12 protein-coding genes are annotated in these 16,536 nt (G+C 43.0%); 5 read left to right on the top strand and 7 right to left on the bottom strand.

All coding sequences use genetic code 11. The features are described from left to right. Positions 1–62 precede the first annotated feature (62 nt). The 3 genes from BK026_RS09965 to BK026_RS09955 form a co-directional block, all read right to left on the bottom strand. Positions 63–2,777 carry a poly(beta-D-mannuronate) lyase gene (locus tag BK026_RS09965; protein WP_071815727.1) on the bottom strand — a complete coding sequence of 905 codons (2,715 nt, stop codon included), beginning with the start codon at positions 2,775–2,777 and terminating at the stop codon, positions 63–65. A 296-nt stretch (positions 2,778–3,073) separates the two neighbouring features. Continuing rightward, positions 3,074–4,384, bottom strand: a complete 1,311-nt coding sequence (locus BK026_RS09960) for an MFS transporter (protein WP_071815726.1) — start codon at positions 4,382–4,384, stop codon at positions 3,074–3,076. A gap of 52 nt (positions 4,385–4,436) precedes the next feature. Continuing rightward, positions 4,437–5,315: an NAD(P)-dependent oxidoreductase gene (locus tag BK026_RS09955; RefSeq protein WP_071815725.1), complete on the bottom strand. Its 879-nt coding sequence runs from the start codon at positions 5,313–5,315 to the stop codon at positions 4,437–4,439. A 624-nt stretch (positions 5,316–5,939) separates the two neighbouring features. Between BK026_RS09955 and BK026_RS09950 the strand changes: the two genes are divergently transcribed. The 3 genes from BK026_RS09950 (at position 5,940) to prsR (ending at position 10,568) form a co-directional block, all read left to right on the top strand. Then, on the top strand, positions 5,940–7,064 hold the full coding sequence (locus BK026_RS09950) for a beta-ketoacyl-ACP synthase III (protein ID WP_071815724.1): 1,125 nt from the start codon (positions 5,940–5,942) through the stop codon (positions 7,062–7,064). Positions 7,065–7,104: 40 nt separating this feature from the next. Beyond that, on the top strand, positions 7,105–9,132 hold the full coding sequence (gene prsK, locus BK026_RS09945) for an XrtA/PEP-CTERM system histidine kinase PrsK (protein WP_071815723.1): 2,028 nt from the start codon (positions 7,105–7,107) through the stop codon (positions 9,130–9,132). Positions 9,133–9,206: 74 nt separating this feature from the next. Next, complete coding sequence (gene prsR / locus BK026_RS09940) at positions 9,207–10,568, top strand: PEP-CTERM-box response regulator transcription factor (protein ID WP_071815722.1); 1,362 nt, start codon at positions 9,207–9,209, stop codon at positions 10,566–10,568. A 48-nt stretch (positions 10,569–10,616) separates the two neighbouring features. Here prsR and BK026_RS19510 read toward each other — a convergent pair whose 3' ends face one another. From BK026_RS19510 to BK026_RS09920, 4 genes are all read right to left on the bottom strand, one after another. Then, on the bottom strand, positions 10,617–10,931 hold the full coding sequence (locus BK026_RS19510) for a hypothetical protein (protein WP_071815721.1): 315 nt from the start codon (positions 10,929–10,931) through the stop codon (positions 10,617–10,619). Then, entirely contained in the window at positions 10,924–13,071 is a 2,148-nt protein-coding gene (locus BK026_RS09930; RefSeq protein ID WP_071815720.1) for a diguanylate cyclase, read from the bottom strand. Before BK026_RS09930 ends, BK026_RS19510 begins: the two co-directional genes overlap by 8 nt. Positions 13,072–13,216: 145 nt before the next feature. Beyond that, positions 13,217–13,543 (bottom strand): replication protein RepA, encoded by a 327-nt coding sequence (locus tag BK026_RS09925; RefSeq protein WP_071815719.1) that lies wholly within the window; start codon positions 13,541–13,543, stop codon positions 13,217–13,219. Next, positions 13,503–14,198 carry an AAA family ATPase gene (locus tag BK026_RS09920; protein ID WP_071815718.1) on the bottom strand — a complete coding sequence of 232 codons (696 nt, stop codon included), beginning with the start codon at positions 14,196–14,198 and terminating at the stop codon, positions 13,503–13,505. Before BK026_RS09920 ends, BK026_RS09925 begins: the two co-directional genes overlap by 41 nt. Positions 14,199–14,481: 283 nt before the next feature. Between BK026_RS09920 and BK026_RS09915 the strand changes: the two genes are divergently transcribed. Further along, positions 14,482–15,222 carry a glutathione peroxidase gene (locus tag BK026_RS09915; protein ID WP_071817585.1) on the top strand — a complete coding sequence of 247 codons (741 nt, stop codon included), beginning with the start codon at positions 14,482–14,484 and terminating at the stop codon, positions 15,220–15,222. Positions 15,223–15,316: 94 nt separating this feature from the next. Next, positions 15,317–16,411, top strand: a complete 1,095-nt coding sequence (locus BK026_RS09910) for a carboxylesterase (RefSeq protein WP_256253753.1) — start codon at positions 15,317–15,319, stop codon at positions 16,409–16,411. Positions 16,412–16,536 lie beyond the last annotated feature (125 nt).

The following is a 16,536-nucleotide window of genomic DNA, read 5'->3' as shown; positions in this document are numbered from 1 at the left end:
ACAAGCGCCAATAAAGGCGCTGTGACTTATGTAGGGTGTATGTTTTGTGTTTGATTTTGTGTTTAGTTATCTACAGTCCATGTAGAGCCAGCTCCTACATCGTTAGCCTGAATGTAGTAGAGTCCCTTTGCACCGGCGATAGCTTGCGCACCGTTAGGGTCAGTCTCAATAAGTCCATTAGGTGCAGTGATGAATTCAGGCGCTTCTTTCCCGTTATCAGCGGGGTTTTGGTCGATAGCGCCATCGGTGTCGAATTTACCATTTCCGTTAAGGTTGCGAATATCTACCCAAGACTCATCTTCAACATCGCCAGACGCATAGCTATCAGTGAAGCCGAAGTTGTTGGAAAAGAATGATTCATTGTGATTGATGAGATCACAGTCGTATTCAAACGCATGGTCGCTGCTTATTGCTTCGGAATCGAATGGCAAGCCCCAAGTTGTTAGCCTATCGTCATCGTTAAAACCGTTCGCAATGGCGTTTGCGTCAAAATCAATAACAAAAAAGTTCTTAGTTAGTGCATAGAGGGTAGGCGCGTTCTCTGCAGTTAATTCATCACAATCGCCTACGGGGGCTTTGCTGCCAATTTCTGTACTAAACACTATAGGTTGCACTGAATTTAAGATGGTATTTTGAGAAACCGTTAGCGTTAAGTCTCCACTGCCGTCAAGTACTGCTTGGTTACCTGCATTAGGGACACCACCATCGGCTTGCGAGAATGGGTTCGCGGTAAAGACTAAGCCGCCGGCTTCTTTGTTTCCAGATCGGATACCCGTAATGTAATTATTTGTGACAGTATGTCCAAGAGGCGTTATCAATACACCACTAGGTCGCTCGTCAGACCCTGATATATCTGTTGTTCTAATGATGATGTTATCGGCAACAGTATTAAAGCCGCCGTCTTCCAGAGAAATACCGCCTGTCGCGTCAATAATAGTGTTTCCCTTTATCGTGGCGCCAGAGGTTTGCACGCGCATTAAACGGCGACCTGATATGAAATTATCAATACGATTATATTGGACAACAAAATTAGCGTTTACAGCAGCATCTGCACCAGTGGTGCTGCCCAAGTTAAGAAGCAGTAGGCTTGACTGATTGAAGTTTTCGTTATCAGCATTTTCAAACAAGTTGTACTGAATAGTATGATTAAGACCAGATGAGGAAAGCTTTATAACAGAGCCTTTTACTGCATTGTTTCTATTACTAAATGTATTGCGCTCAATTAAAGCGTCTTCGCCGTTAACCACAAGCCAATGGTGGGTTTCTTCATTTAAAGAGGTTTGGTCTCCGTTCATTGTATTGTGTGTGAAAGTGAAATTATTGCCTTCTGAATAGATAACTGCAGCGGCCTCGTTTTCACAATATGAACCTAGTGCCGTATCAATGTTTTCAAATCGAATGCCTTTTATTGATGCCCCATTAACCGTACTGGCAATATTTACGCATGCTTCACCAGAGATAACAGGAGTTTCACTTTCTACTGCGGTCAACGTCACAGCACTGGTTAGCATAATTGGCGCTAAATCAGCATAAACATTTGTATTAAGTCCCAATACATCTCCATCTGAAAGTCCGCTATTTAGCGCATTCTCTAGGCTTGCTTTATCGTTAACAACAGCGGTATATACTATGGTATCTACCGCATCTGATGCTGAGCCGGTAAAACCGTCATTATCGGTATAGGTCGCTTCAACAGAGATGATTGCCCCTGCGTTGGCAGTTGGGGTGAAGAAACGGCTGTTGCTATTTGGAATTGCTACATCATCAGCAAACCAAGTGTAGTCAACGTTAGTTTCGTCAAAGCCATTGTTGTCGGTTAGCGTCGCAGTTAGAACACTGTTCACAAGGTACGGAGCTGTGCCTGTGATCTCAATTGAACCTGCTTCGTCGACGGCTTGTTGATTAACAGGTATCGTAGGCGCTGACGTAATCACCTCTGCAAAACCGTTATCGTCAGTGTAAGATGCTTCGACGGTTATTACTTGTCCGACAAGGTTTGATTCAACCATGTAGGTACTTTGACTTGCACCGGCTATCGCGCTTTCGTCGGCATACCATTGATACGTAATATCACCGTTAGCACCATCTTCATCATCAATTTCTGAGGTAAGCGTATTGCCTACAGTGGGCGTTCCAATAATGGTAATAGCCCCCTCTGAATTTTCTCTGCTAACAGGGGCCGTGGGGAGTGATAAGGGTGCTTCATCGAACCCTCGGCTATCAGTGAAGGTGGCTGAAACAGTGATGATCTTGCCAAATTCATTTTCAGAAAGCGTTAGTGTTGAGGTCACCTCATTTTCAATCACTACGTCATCAGCAAACCACACATAAACAATGCTTGATGGCTCAAAACCATTCTCATCTGCGACGACCGCTGTAATGGTGTTCCCTACTACTACATCGCCGGAAACAGTAATACTTGCGTCAAATGCAATGGCCATTACATCGTCAGTCGGCTCACTGATATGAGACTCGTTGGTACCGCCGTTGTCGGTATAAGTACCCTGCACGGTAATAGCCGCACCAATTTGATCATCTGTAAGTGTAAAGCTCTCGCCGCTTGCATCTGCAATAAGTTGGTTATCTGCATACCAAAAATAGCTAACTGCAGCGTCAATTCCATCCGGGTCGCTTACCGAGGCTGTTAACGTTTCACCGGAAGTGGGTGTTCCAGACAACGTAATACTGCCTAAACTGTTGGGATTATTATCAGAATCTACATTACATCCCGTGATGGCTGCGGCTATTGCGCAAAGTGCAAACGCTTTACTCTTCATGTTGGCTTCGTGCTCCGAGTTTAATGATAGGGTGGTAAAATTTTTATTCTATTTTGGTGTTACCAATATGTTTATTTGTTTTTACCAAATTGGTAATAATGATAATAAGAACACAAATTTTTAACATTTTCTACATAAAAAGCATTTTTTATCTAATTATTGAGAGATTTCCCTGATATTTGTGAGTTTTTATGTAAAAAGCAGGTTAATCGAAGTTGTTGAATTGGTAAGACAGGTTGGGCGTTTAGAGAAAAGCGAAAAGAGAAAGGCGAGTGCCTCCTCTTTTCGCAGACAAATTAATGGATGGACTTTAATCGCTCTATTTTTGGAATGAGGAACCAAATTGAGGCGATTGCAATGATAGCGAGTGAAGCTCCGATAACAAAAGCGGGTGTATAGTTGCCATCAGCAGTTAACCAAGGTACTAAAGACGTCAGTCCTACAGCCCCCAGTTTTGCCGCCATACCTGCAAAACCAGATAGCGTGCCCACTGCTTTTTTACCAAAAAGGTCACTAGGTAATGTCTGCACGTTTCCTATCGCGGTTTGAAAACCAAACAGTATGACAGCCATAATTAATACTGCGACAGTTGGGCCGCCTGGATTAGACATGGCAAGCAAAGCGGGTAGCATGATTAAGCAACCTAGAGTGATTACTAATTTCCGAGTTTTGTCTGTGCTCCATCCCGCGGAAATTCTATTTTGCGCTAGAAGGCCCCCGAACCACGCACCAAGCATAGCCCCTACGTAAGGAACCCAGCCGTAGATACCTATTTCGGTCACGTTCATGCCGTAAACTTCATTTAAATAAATAGGGATCCAAAACACAAAAAGCCACCAAATAGGATCTATCGCGGCTGACGCGACAATAACGCCCCAGCTTTGTTTTCTAGATAATATTTCTTTTGTTGTTGGATTATATTCGTCAAGCGTTTTAAGGCTCTCATTGCCGTCTGTTTCTGCGGTTTCTCGCTGCCCTGACAGAATGTATTCTTTTTCTTCGTCTGTTATCCATGCGTGCATTGCAGGCGGCGCTTTCACTATAATTAACCAGGGAAGCAGCCACAATAGACCCATAACACCCACAATAATGAAAACTGCTTGCCAGTTAAAATGGACGGTAAGATATCCGATGATAGGAAAGGCAATAATACCGCCAATTGCCGCTCCTGAATTGAATATTCCCTGCGCCAGCGCCCGTTCCTTTGTCGGGAACCATTCTGCGTTGCCTTTCGTGGCCCCTGGCCAATTGCCTGCTTCCGCTATGCCCAAGATACCTCTGAAGATACTGAAGCTTAGCATTCCTTGTGCGAAGGCATGTGCAATAGTGGCAAGTGACCATACACCGATGGACAACACGAAGCCTATTCGTGTGCCTATCCAATCAAAAATCTTGCCGAAAATGGCTTGACCAAATGCATATGAAAATACGAAAACAATCGAAATATTGGCGTATATCTGTTTACGCTCTAGGGCAGATTCATCTGGAAACAAATCTTCGACAATAGCAGGCCAAAGCACGCTCAGTGCTTGTCTATCTATGTAATTAATTATTGTTGCTAGAGCAATTAAGGTAATTACCCACCAACGTAAACCTTTAATATTCACAGCATTACTTCTCTTGTTGGTTGCGATTGGACGTTACGATTTTTCTTTTTTGTTATTTGGATAAAGATAAAAAGTAGTCGTAAATTTCCGGTACATTACCTGCGCCCATTCCAGCGTCGAAGGCCGCTTGTAAATTCGCAGAAGAGCCTTCAGCAATTTTGGATTGTGTACCTAAATCATCAACCATTTTGAGGAAATAGCCCAAGTCTTTGTTTGCATTTGCGATAGAAAAACCCAAATCACTATTGTTGTCTACTGCATAGTTTTTGCAGAACTGCATAAAAGGTGAATTTGAGGGGCCTGCAGACATGATATCGAACAATTGCTGGCGATCTACCCCTGCTTTTTCAGCAATGGCAAACGCTTGAGACATTGCGCAAACCGTCGTCATACCCATAAAATTATTGATAAGCTTTGTGGTGTGGCCCGCGCCAAGCTCTCCAAGATAAAATACATTTTCACCTTGTTCGTCTAACACTGGCTTGATCCGCTCGAAAACAGTCTTGTCTCCTGATGCCATGATATTAAGAAGACCGTCCTTTGCATGAGCAGGTGTACGACCAAGCGGCGCGTCTATCATATCAACGCCCTTCGCGCTCAAGTCGGCGCCTATCTTTCGCGTTGATGAAGGAATAGACGTACCAAAATCGATAACAACACTGCCTTCTTGCAGCCCAGCAATTACGCCATCGTTGGCATACATGACAGATTCGACAATGTCCGAAGTGGTTAAACACAGCATAACAATATCAACGTTCTCTGCCAGCGTCTTGCCAGATGAGGCTGTTTTTGCGCCTTTATCTACACACATGTTAACTGCGTCTGAATTTAAGTCCATTACGGTGACTGGAAACCCCTTATTCAAAAGGTTTTCAACCATATTTCCGCCCATAAGACCTAGACCTATGAAACCAATTTTTGGTTTTGACATTCTCTTTACCTCTTCTGAAAAATAAGGCCACCTAAATACTTAATAGAGAATTTGTATCTAGCGACGCTTATAAAATACGTAATTGTTATTACCAATTGATTGGGTAAACCCTATTTCTATCTTGCCAATTTGTCAACCAGTAATGATTAAAAGGTGATTATTTTGTAAATCTTATGTAATTGAGATTCACTCTGGATTAGCTTTTGAATGAGAACGTTTGCACTGTTCTTACGGCTTTAAAATCAATTAATACAATGTGTTAGCAGTATTTTTTATGTGGTGAGCTATTTTTTGAAAGTTAAGCCTATTGAAGAGCTCGTCGAGTACGAGATCATCGAGTGAAAAATATTGGTAAGGACGATTTTGAATTATGCTATCGAAGTGCTTTGGCATTCGCGTCTCAATAGTTACATACTACGTCTATTGAGGTAAGCTATTTGCAATATGTTGGAATACGCTCAATAGTTAAGCGCTAGTTGTTCGTCGTACACACGGCCCTTGAAGAAAGCGCGCACTTAATTTTACATTTTGGGCTATTACCGAAGTTGATAGAAAATACTTGGACACACTGATAGAGGTATTTTCATCACATGATGATGACGGATTAATTAAAAGAGAATACTTATGTCTCAACAAGTAGTGATAAGCGGTGTGGGTGTTTGGCACCCAGAAGAAAAAATTACAAACGAAGAACTGGTAAGCAGCTACAACGCCTATGTAGACGCTCATAATGCTGAAAATAAAGATAAAATTAAAGCCGGTGATGCTGTTGAACTGCCTTATTCTAGTGCCGAGTTTATTGAAAAAGCCTCAGGGATAAAAAGCCGGTATATTTACAAAAAGGAAGGTGCGTTAGATATTTCGCGAATGAAGCCCAAAATCGCACCACGTAGAGACGATGAACTTTCACACCAAGCTGAAATCGCAGTAGAAGCGGCAAAGCTGGCTTTAGCATCGGCAAGCGTTACCAGCGAAGACATTGATGCGGTAATCGTTTCGTGTGCTTATACACAAAGAGCTTATCCTGCTATTGCCATTGAAGTTCAGGAAGCGCTGAATATTGAGGGGTTTGGCTTTGATATGTTAGTTGCTTGCTCCGCCGCTACGTTCGGAATGCATCGCGCTTATGAAATGTTGCTAGCGGGAAATGCAAAACGTGTGTTGGTGATAAATCCTGAATTGGTATCACCTCAAATTAACTATGCGGATCGCGACAGTCATTTCATATTTGGAGATGTTGCTACAGCAACTGTGATTGAGCTGTCTGATACTGCGAAAGGCGAGCACGTGTACGACGTGCTCAGCACAAAGGCCCTGACAAAATTTTCCAACAACATTCGATCGAACTTTGGTTATATGACACGTGCGGAAGATGTTGATCCCTACGGACCTGACAAGTTATTCCATCAAGCTGGCAGAAAAGTATTCAAAGAGGTGTGCCCACTTGCAGCAGCCCACATTGAGTCACATTTGGCTCACCACGATATTACGCCTGAGGGTGTGAAACGCTGGTGGCTTCATCAGGCAAACATCAATATGAATACGCTGATCTGCAAGCGTTTACTTGGTAGAGATGCGAGTCGAGAAGAAGCGCCAATTGTGTTGGATGAATATGCAAATACTGCATCGGCAGGTTCCGTTATCGCGTTCGGATTAAACCATAAAGACCTTGTTGCTGGCGACGTGGGCGTTTTGTGCTCTTTTGGTGCCGGGTATTCGATTGGTTCTCTCGTGGTTCGAAAACGATAAACTAGCTAGCGTAAGATTTTAACAGGGTGGGCAGGTATTAATGATTTCAGACGTAGGCTATGCGCTAAGCAGCCTAGCGCATCTTGCGCTGTTATTATTGTTGTTAACTGTCCGAAACCCCGGCGTTGCAAAGCACCTTCTTGTGTTTGCGACTGCAGCCACGTTCGCATGGTCTTCCAGCCTTGTTACTTTTTTGTTTGGACCGGTCTCGTTAACATCGTTGTTGAATGCAGACGTACTTAAGCAACTAGCATGGCTATTGTTTTTATCGGGGTGTTTGCAAACAAATTTTTCGAACTTCTCTGATGTTATAAAGCGCCCAATAACGTTGGTCATTATTGGGCCGCCACTATTTGCGCTAATCGCTCCTTTTCTACTGTCCGTAAATCCGTCGTGGAGTTTTTTAGTACTCATCATATTGTCGTTAGAAGTGTTAGTGCTATTAGAAGTGGTTTACCGACAAGCGGGCAGTGAGCAGTGGGCGTTCAAACCTTTGGTTATTTACTTGGGCGCAACCAATTTGTTTGAGTTTGTTACTTATGCAAACGCAACCATGGTAAATCAAATAGAGGTAGGTTATATCGCTGCGAGAGGCTACATTTATTTCGCGCTCATGCCTTTGCTCGTTGTGTCTATACGTAGAATTCATCATTGGGGCATTGATATCTTTATCTCTCGTGATGTTGTATTGCACAGTTCACTACTGCTCGTTGCGGGCGGCTACCTGTTTGTCATGGCAGTAATTGGCTACGTCATTAATTACATGGGGGGCAATTGGGGAGCAACGGTCCAAATCATCCTTGTCGTGCTCTCTTTTGCATTGTTAGCCACCGTACTCTTGTCCAATGCTTTTCGGACAAAAATAAAAGTTTTTATCACTAAACACTTTTTTGCTAATCAATTTGATTATCGCGTGGAATGGGTAAAGCTGACTAAGTGGCTGACAAAAGCAGGAAACTCCTCTGCTGACGTTCATTACGCCGGTCTAACTGGCTTGTTAAACGCGATACAGTACGATTCAGGGTTACTTTACAAGATCACAAAAGATGGATACGAGCCCATCGCAGCCGCGGCTCCTAGACAAAACAGTAAACGGGCAGGCGAAATCATATCAGAACTTGTTGAATACAGCGGTAAAAACGGGTGGATAATTGATACAGACGCGTACTCAGTCAAGCCTTTTGATTATCAGGGGCTCAAACTCAACAGAGAGGCGTTGAAAGAATGGGGGTATCAACTTTTTGTACCGTTACTGAAAGATGGTGGGCTATGGGGGTTCGCTGTTCTTGCGTCAAGTGAAGAAAGAAAAGTCAACCTGAATTGGGAAGTAAAAGACTATTTGAAGGCCGTCTCTGAACAAGTAGGTACGTTTATTCAACATCATGAAGCGGCGCAAGTAGTAGCTGAAAACGCGCAGTTTGCTGCCTTCAATAGAATGTCGGCGTTTGTTTTACATGACTTAAAGAATGTGCTGGCGCAGGTTGATTTAATACTTGCCAATGCCCAACAGCATAAACACAATCCAGACTTTATTAACGATACATTTGAAACACTAGAGCATACGAAATCTCGCATGGAGAAGATGCTCAAGCAATTAACAGATAAGAAAGCCGTTGAAGAGGGAGTGAATTCAAACTTTCTTCTTTCAGAAATTATCGACAATGTTGTTGAAAAGCGCTGTTCTTCCATATTGCCAATACCTAAAGTCCATTTTGTTTCCGAAAAGTCAGTTGATTTAGACAAGGAGAAAGTGGGGAATGTTTTGTTCCACTTAATCAGTAACGCGCAGCAAGCAACACCAGAAACAGGGCACGTTGATATTGTGATAACGGTTGATGCTGATGCTCAGTTTCAACTTGTGTTAATCGAAGATACTGGCGTGGGTATGGAGCAGACTTTTGTTGATGAAAGGTTATTCAAGCCTTTTGACACTACAAAAGGAAATGCAGGCATGGGAATAGGTGCCTACGATGCTAAAACCTACATCGAATCTATTGGCGGCAAACTGACTGTTCAAAGTGAGGTGGGTAAAGGTAGCTGTTTTACTCTTTATTTTCCGATAAACTAATAACAACGCTAATTATCAAAGTAAAGTACACGCGTGTAACTGCAAAGGAAGGCGCAATTTAATAGGATGATGAAATGACTGACACGATACTCGTTGTGGACGACGACATAGGCATTCAAAAACAGTTAAAATGGAGTTTGACTGATTATAATGTCGTCTTTGCTGGTGATCATGCTTCAGCGATTGCACAGCTTCGTCGATTTGAGCCCAAAGTGGTCACGCTAGATCTTGGTCTTCCACCCGACCCAGCAAATGCATCCGAAGGGTTGCGTATTCTTCACGATATAATATCTCTAGCACCTCGTACAAAAGTTATTGTCGTAACAGGCAACAATGACAAACAAAACGCGCTAAAAGCAATCGATTTCGGTGCTTATGATTTTTATCAAAAGCCTATCGATTCTGACACGATAAAACTTCTAGTACACCGAGCGATTAACCTAGCGAAGCTTGAGTTAGAAAATAGCATTCTTGCGCGCACTCGAACCGGCATGTCTAGGATCATTGGAAATAGCGAAGCAATTCAAAAGGTTGTTCGTCGTGCTGAGAAAATTGCTAATACCGATATTAGTACGCTGCTTTTAGGTGAAAGTGGAACGGGAAAGGAAGTGTTTGCCCGCAGTATTCACGAGAACAGCTCACGCAGAGATAAGCCTTTTGTAGCTATTAATTGTGCATCGATACCTGAAAATTTACTAGAAAGTGAGTTGTTTGGTTATGAGAAAGGTGCATTTACTGGCGCAAATAAAACGACGGTTGGTAAAATTGAAACAGCGCAAGGTGGGACACTGTTTCTGGATGAGATTGGCGATATGCCAATTGGTTTACAGGCAAAAATGTTACGCTTTTTGCAAGAAAGGGTTATAGAGCGTGTTGGCGGACGAAGTGAAATCCCTGTAGATATCAGAGTAATCTGCGCTACGCACAGAAACTTGCAAAATATGGTTGCTGAGGAAACGTTCAGAGAAGATCTTTATTATCGCGTTGGTGAAATGCCAATTGTGATCCCGCCGCTAAGGGAACGAGATCAAGATGTGATCCTGCTCGCGCGAACGTTTCTTAATATGTACCGAGAAGAATTTAAAGCAAAAGCGAAGAGTTTCTCAGAATCCGCGGTTAATGCAATGATGGCACATCAATGGCCGGGTAACATCCGTGAAATGCAAAATAAACTGAAATCAGCTGTAATTATGGCTGAGGGCACGGTTATCCAGCCTGATGACTTGGGCTTGATGGCTGTAGACGCAGACGATGAACCTGAAACTCTGAACTTACGAGAAGTCCGTGAAATTGCCGAGAGTCGCGCAATCAGAAGAGCACACCAAAAAGCAGAGGGCAATATGTCTAGAACTGCTGAGTTGCTCGGTGTAACAAGACCTACTCTGTATTCTTTAATAGACAAGTATCATCTCGAAGATATTAAGAGTAGTGACTAAGTTGCATTGGTTTTTGCTAAATGCTTTTAATAGCAAAGGTAATTAGCACTACAGAAACGTTGGACTGCATGTATCACTGAGGACGTCATGGCCCTCAAAATCGACTTCAGCAGTACATTCTTCTCTGTTTCCTTTTTGTATATAGAGTATGCTCCCACAAATTTTACAAAGGCAGTGGGAGTCTCCATTTGCTTCGTGAAGTATAGCTATCGATGAAGGAGCGCAGTTAAATAGCAACTGCGATTTTGGAATAACGATACTCAGTTTACCCTCGGTTTCAGAGTCAGCGTTTTTCACATTACTTCTCGCTAACGTATCTATTTCAAACTGTACTTCTTTACAGTCACAACTTCCTCTATACATTAGGTGCCTCCTCGTGGCTTGTCGGCCAGATTATACTAGCCACGTTATTGAATGACGTGGCTATTCTTGAGCTTGGAAAGCTAAACTTGAGATCAAAAGGGGTAGGTAAACTGGTTGAGTGTGGCTTATCTTCAAAGGTTTCAATGATACCTACCCAGCCGTTTCGACCAGATAATTTTGCGGCATAAAGGGTGTAGTCAATCACAGAAAATGTGAGGTCCCAAGCGGCGTCGAAGCTTTGTTTTTCATCGAGAGGGAGGAGTGAAAACCCTATGCTACAACTGATATGAATGGGTTGTGCTAAGCCAATGTCAAATGGCGTTGTATTAACCAGTTCGCGACATCGCTCTGCTAACTCTGGCAATTCCTCTCTATTAGACTGTCGACATACGACTAAAAATTCTTCACCTCCCCAGCGAATAATAAGGTCGGTTTGTCTAAATACTTTTCTTAACACGCCTGCAAAAGCAGTCAGTATTTTATCTCCTGCCATGTGACCATAGTCATCATTAATTCGTTTGAAGTGGTCTATATCAATGAGAAGGCATAGCAAGTCAGTTTGGGTTTTATTTTGCTCGGCCGTGTTCGCGTTAAATTGACTTCGTTTTATTTCTCCGGGCAATTGAGATTCTAAATAATGTCGATTGTAGAGGCCGGTGAGTGGATCGCGTAAGCTTACTTCTTCGAGTGTTTTATACGCGTTTTCAAGTTCTTCATTCTTTTCTTGTAGTTTGAGGGTTTGAAGCCGGACTTCACGGCGCAATGTTATCGTTTGCTGTCTCTGTTTGAATCGACTCCAAATGAGAAACATCATAAGCAAGGTCGCGAGAAATAGGCTCCAAATAAGCGTAGATTCTAATTTTTCTCTTTCTAACTGCGCCAATGCAATGTGTTTTGATTCTTCGAGCTTTTCTAGGTCTCGAGATTGTCGTATGAGTTCAATCTCAGCTTGAAGCCCTTTAATGGCATTTTGATTTTCAGAGTCTGCTAAAGCTTGGCGTAGCTGCTGTATAACTGACTGAACATCTAATGCTTTTTTAAATTCACCAAGTGATACCAGTGCGCTTAATTGTATCGATAGAAAACGCACCTGCCAGTGTAAATCCCGGGCGTTTCTCGCTGAAACAGTGCCTTCTTTAGCCTCGAGCAGCGCCCTTTCAAAATTTTGTTCTTTCATGAAAGCTTGGGCCAACGCTTCTCTGGACTCTTTCACAAGCTTTTTGAGTCCAGAGGATGTGGCAAACATCATTGACGCGTTAATGAGTTGTCTGGCTTCTTGAAGTCGTCCTTGCTCTATGAAAGATCGCCCCATCATCAGACGTGCTTCTGCGATAGAGGCAACATCTTGAGTCAGTTCTAAAAGTGCGAGTCCTCTTTCGATATTTGTATTGGCAACGCTATGTTCTCCATACTTTAGCTCAAGTGCTCCAATCTTTATTAGCGCAAGCCCATGAAGTCTGCTGTCAGTGATGCCGCTTAAGTTGTCAAGTGCATCCGTATAGTACTTTCTCGCTTCGGGTGTGTCGTTCAAGTGACGGTATAAATCGCCAATGAGAAGTAGACATTCGCTCGCTTCTTTTCGTTGATTTCTGCTTCTGAAGTAGGAAAGAGATTGTTTAAGCGGTGTGAGTGCCGCTACTGCTTGACCTTGATCTTGATACCATAATGCGAGCTCTAAATTTAATTTTGCAGTCAGTTGCAGATCGCTATTTACATGCGCAATTGACATGGCTCTTTGGAGATAAGTGAACGCCGCATCAAAGTTCGCGAGGTTGCGTTCGGCAACGGCAAGCTTTTCTAACGTATTTGCGACATCTGTTAATGCCCGCTCGTCCGTATAACGAGAGAGCGCTGCATTAAACAACGCCTTAGAAGCCTCGAATCGGGCGTTTTGTTGAAGTATTCCGCCCAGTTCTGATAATGCACCAGCAGCAGGTGTAGAGGCTTGAAGGGCTTGCTCAAGATACACCATCGCTTTGTAGTCGGCTTCATCGTAGTTGCGTGATGTTAAAAGCGCCTTTATTACATCAACTTCATTGCTTATCACACTGCTTCCGCTAACCGTTGGTGTGTTAAGTCCGCACACCAGCACCAGCATAACGAAAAGCGGTTCTGTGATGCCGAATCCAATACGGCTCATCGATAATTACTCTCTATTTGCTCGTTGGAAACGGGATTTCACTATTTACGTAATAATCACGACTATCGCCGAGCGCATCCATGTATGTCACTAAAACACCTCAATGAGGCAGCGCGTCAGATTACGCTTCTGACTGCGTTCCCCATTAACGTTTGTCGTAGTGACGTTTAATCCATTCTCTTATTAAGGCTGATTTAGCTTTGTCTTCATCTAGTGCTATTTCAGCTAACATTGCAATACATTCTGGCGTAAGCGTAAACGTAGCATGTTTCATACCTTCACTTTTTTTCGGCTTCTCCATCAACAGGATATTATTTGAAAAGTGCAAGTCACTCGCCGGTTTTACTTCTGATTTACTTTTTGAAGCGCCTCGGCCTTGTGCATATAGCAATGCATCATCAATAAAATCTTCAACAGTTTTGTGTGACGACTTAGCTATAGGCTTCGACTTTTTGAGGCTGAGCAAACTCATACGCGTCCTCCAACTTTCCGGCCAGTAACTCTTCAAAAAGCGTTCTTATTTCGGTTGCTGCTTTACCTTCAGGCTCGCTTTCTATTACTGACTGTCCCGATTCTTCCGAGTCATCATACATGTTACGGCTAAATGTTACAGAATTTAATACAGGTATTCCAAAAGATCGGCACACTTCTTTTGCTTCCAAAATTCTGTTGCTCAAGCTTGGAAGTGATGGACATTGTGTAATTACGAACGCCGCATTCATTTTAGGGTTGACCATCTTACATGTTGAAAGGATATCTTCCATGTGCGGCACCGTTTTTAAGTCGCGACGCTTAGGGCGAAGTGGGATAAGTATGTGATCAGCCACCGCCATTGAAGAACGTAATGCGAGATTATCCTGTCCCCCGCAATCAATAACGACATAATCGTAGTGTTGCCTTAAGCTGAGTAATTCGTTGCGTATTTTTCCGTATAACTGAACGCAGTTTATTTCTGCTAGTCTCGGATTCGCTTTCCTCTCTTGGATCCAGTCAGACGTCGTGCGCTGAGGATCACAATCTACCATCAACACTTTTGCCCCTTTTTCAGTGCGCAAGTACACGGCAATGTTTTGTGCTAAGCAGCTTTTGCCGCTACCGCCTTTCTCTCCGCCAACAAGTATAATCATGGCTTTATCCTTTGTTTATTCAATTGTGCAATGTTGTCAGTAAGCAACTAAATCACGCGACTACAGCAAATTCTCGTACAAGAGGGTGTCGAACGATGACATGCTGTACATATTTGCAACAAATCATAGGCAGCTATCACAAAGTATTCAGCATTGAAATTAATATTTAGGAATGTGCGGCAATACCTATTGATTTGTGTATTATCCCAATCTAGTCTTTTAATAACTCGCGGTGCTGTAGGTGAATTTGCAGTACATCGCTGCTATTAACTATGAGGTTGCTATGTCAGACAGTCGATTTGAATCTAAAGAGGGTCAAAAGATACCAAGCGTGTCTTTTCAATGTAGAGAGGGTGAAAATTGGGTTACGAAGACGACAGATACATTGTTTTCTGGCAAAAATGTAGTCGTATTTTCACTACCTGGTGCTTTTACGCCTACGTGCTCATCAACCCACCTTCCGCGATATAACGCACTAGCAAAGAAATTTGCCAAGCATGGCGTTGATGATATCGTATGTATATCAGTTAACGACACGTTTGTTATGAACGCGTGGGCCGCAGATCAAGAAGCGTCTAATATTACCGTTATACCCGATGGGAACGGAGAATTTACCGAGGGCATGGGTATGCTTGTGGATAAATCCGAACTGGGTTTTGGAAAGCGTAGCTGGCGTTATTCCATGTTGGTCAAAGATGGTGTGGTCGATAAAATGTTTATTGAGCCGGATGTTCCAGGCGATCCATTTGAAGTGTCAGACGCAGACACCATGCTTGCGTATATTGCGCCAGAAGAACAAACGAATGTTCCCGTATCTATTATTACCAAACCAGGCTGTCCATATTGTGCAAAGGCTAAGAAATTGCTTGATGACAAAGGGTATGAGTTTGAAGAGTTGACGCTAGGTAAAGAGGCTACACTGACAAGCTTAATGGCGATAAGCGGCCGAGAAACAGTACCGCAGGTCTTTATTGGTGGGAAGCATATCGGTGGGTCTGATGATCTTGAGGCTTTCCTTAGCTAATGACTAAGACAGTATTGCATTAAACTGCCTTACCCCAACAGGAGCATGTTATGATGCTCCTTTTTTATGTGTTTTATTTATGTGGAGAAAGCGAGTGTTTGTACAGCGAATAATGTGTCTCTTTGGCGCATTGGTGCTCTTGTGTAGCGCGTCATTGGTTGTGGCTAATGATGACGTCAGTTCAGCTAAGCGTTCAGAGAGTAACAACACTGGCGTATCACAAATATCAAAACAAGAGATCCGCGAAAAGTTTAAATCATTTTACACTCGAGAGTGGGGGCAAACTCAGCCCTGCCGAGAAACCTCATTACATAAGTTCGGCGTTTGCAGTAACGTATTAAGAAATGAAGGGAATGCGCCTTTCATGCTGAGCCGTGGTCCTGTTGAAGGCGGCGTAAGTAAAGTAGCCGTGCTATTCCACGGGCTTAGCGATTCACCTTTTTTTATGCGTGAAATTGCTGATATTCTTTTTGATGAAGGGTATACCGTGATTGTTCCTCTGCTCCCGGGTCACGGAAAACGAGATGCGACCTCTGATATGTCCGACTGGGATCTTGCTGAACGCTGGCAGGCTCATGTTGCTGAAGTTATTGCTCTTGCTGATGAAATGGGTGACGAACTCATTGTCGGTGGTTTTTCCACGGGCGGGGCGCTTGCGGTGGAGCACTATCTCAATTCGGCTAACAATATCGATGGGTTGATGTTGTTTTCAGGGGCATTGGCATTATCAGAAAATGCAGAAGGAATGTCACGTATTTGGGGTATTAAACTCTTAGCTCGAATCATTGATGGCACTTATCAAACTCATGGTCCTAATCCCTATAAATACCCTAATGTTGCAGGGTTGGCGGGATTAGAGCTTATGGACATAATTAACGCCATTCGTGAAAAAATTGATGAGGGAAGTCAGATTCAAGTTCCGCTCTTTGTTGCACATTCCAAAGACGATGCAACTACCCCTATTTCAGGCGTTGAACATTTATTAGCGCACAGTAACGCGAGCAATACCTTTTTCGTTGTTGATGAGTCTTATGAACTATGCCATGCAGACTTAGTCGTCAATGACAAGCTACTTAACGCCATGAACTTCAATGAAAGTATGCTTACACAGCAAGAAGATTGCGCAATACCAAAAAGTAACCCTCTTTTCTCGACAATGGCGTTTATGTTAAGAGCATTTGTCAATTAGCTTTATTACCCACGCAATGTGTGGGTATGTTGTGTAACCTGAGTGTTTACTGAAATTTTGATTAACGTTATTATCAAAAGTGATGCGATATTTTTCTGTTAATAGCAATCATATTTATAACACCC

Origin of the sequence: Alteromonas sp. V450 (assembly GCF_001885075.1) — a bacterium.
Classification (GTDB): Bacteria; Pseudomonadota; Gammaproteobacteria; order Enterobacterales; family Alteromonadaceae; genus Alteromonas.
Note: the sequence above shows the minus strand (reverse complement) of the source record. Positions and strands in the feature narration are given on the sequence as shown.

Coding starts and splice junctions, on each gene's coding strand:
- prsR (WP_071815722.1), top strand. CDS start 9,207: ATGACTGACACGATACTCGTTGTGGACGACGACATAGGCATTCAAAAA.
- BK026_RS09950 (WP_071815724.1), top strand. CDS start 5,940: ATGTCTCAACAAGTAGTGATAAGCGGTGTGGGTGTTTGGCACCCAGAA.
- BK026_RS09925 (WP_071815719.1), bottom strand. CDS start 13,543: ATGAGTTTGCTCAGCCTCAAAAAGTCGAAGCCTATAGCTAAGTCGTCA.
- BK026_RS09920 (WP_071815718.1), bottom strand. CDS start 14,198: ATGATTATACTTGTTGGCGGAGAGAAAGGCGGTAGCGGCAAAAGCTGC.
- prsK (WP_071815723.1), top strand. CDS start 7,105: ATGATTTCAGACGTAGGCTATGCGCTAAGCAGCCTAGCGCATCTTGCG.
- BK026_RS09955 (WP_071815725.1), bottom strand. CDS start 5,315: ATGTCAAAACCAAAAATTGGTTTCATAGGTCTAGGTCTTATGGGCGGA.
- BK026_RS09965 (WP_071815727.1), bottom strand. CDS start 2,777: ATGAAGAGTAAAGCGTTTGCACTTTGCGCAATAGCCGCAGCCATCACG.
- BK026_RS19510 (WP_071815721.1), bottom strand. CDS start 10,931: ATGTATAGAGGAAGTTGTGACTGTAAAGAAGTACAGTTTGAAATAGAT.
- BK026_RS09930 (WP_071815720.1), bottom strand. CDS start 13,071: ATGAGCCGTATTGGATTCGGCATCACAGAACCGCTTTTCGTTATGCTG.
- BK026_RS09915 (WP_071817585.1), top strand. CDS start 14,482: ATGTCAGACAGTCGATTTGAATCTAAAGAGGGTCAAAAGATACCAAGC.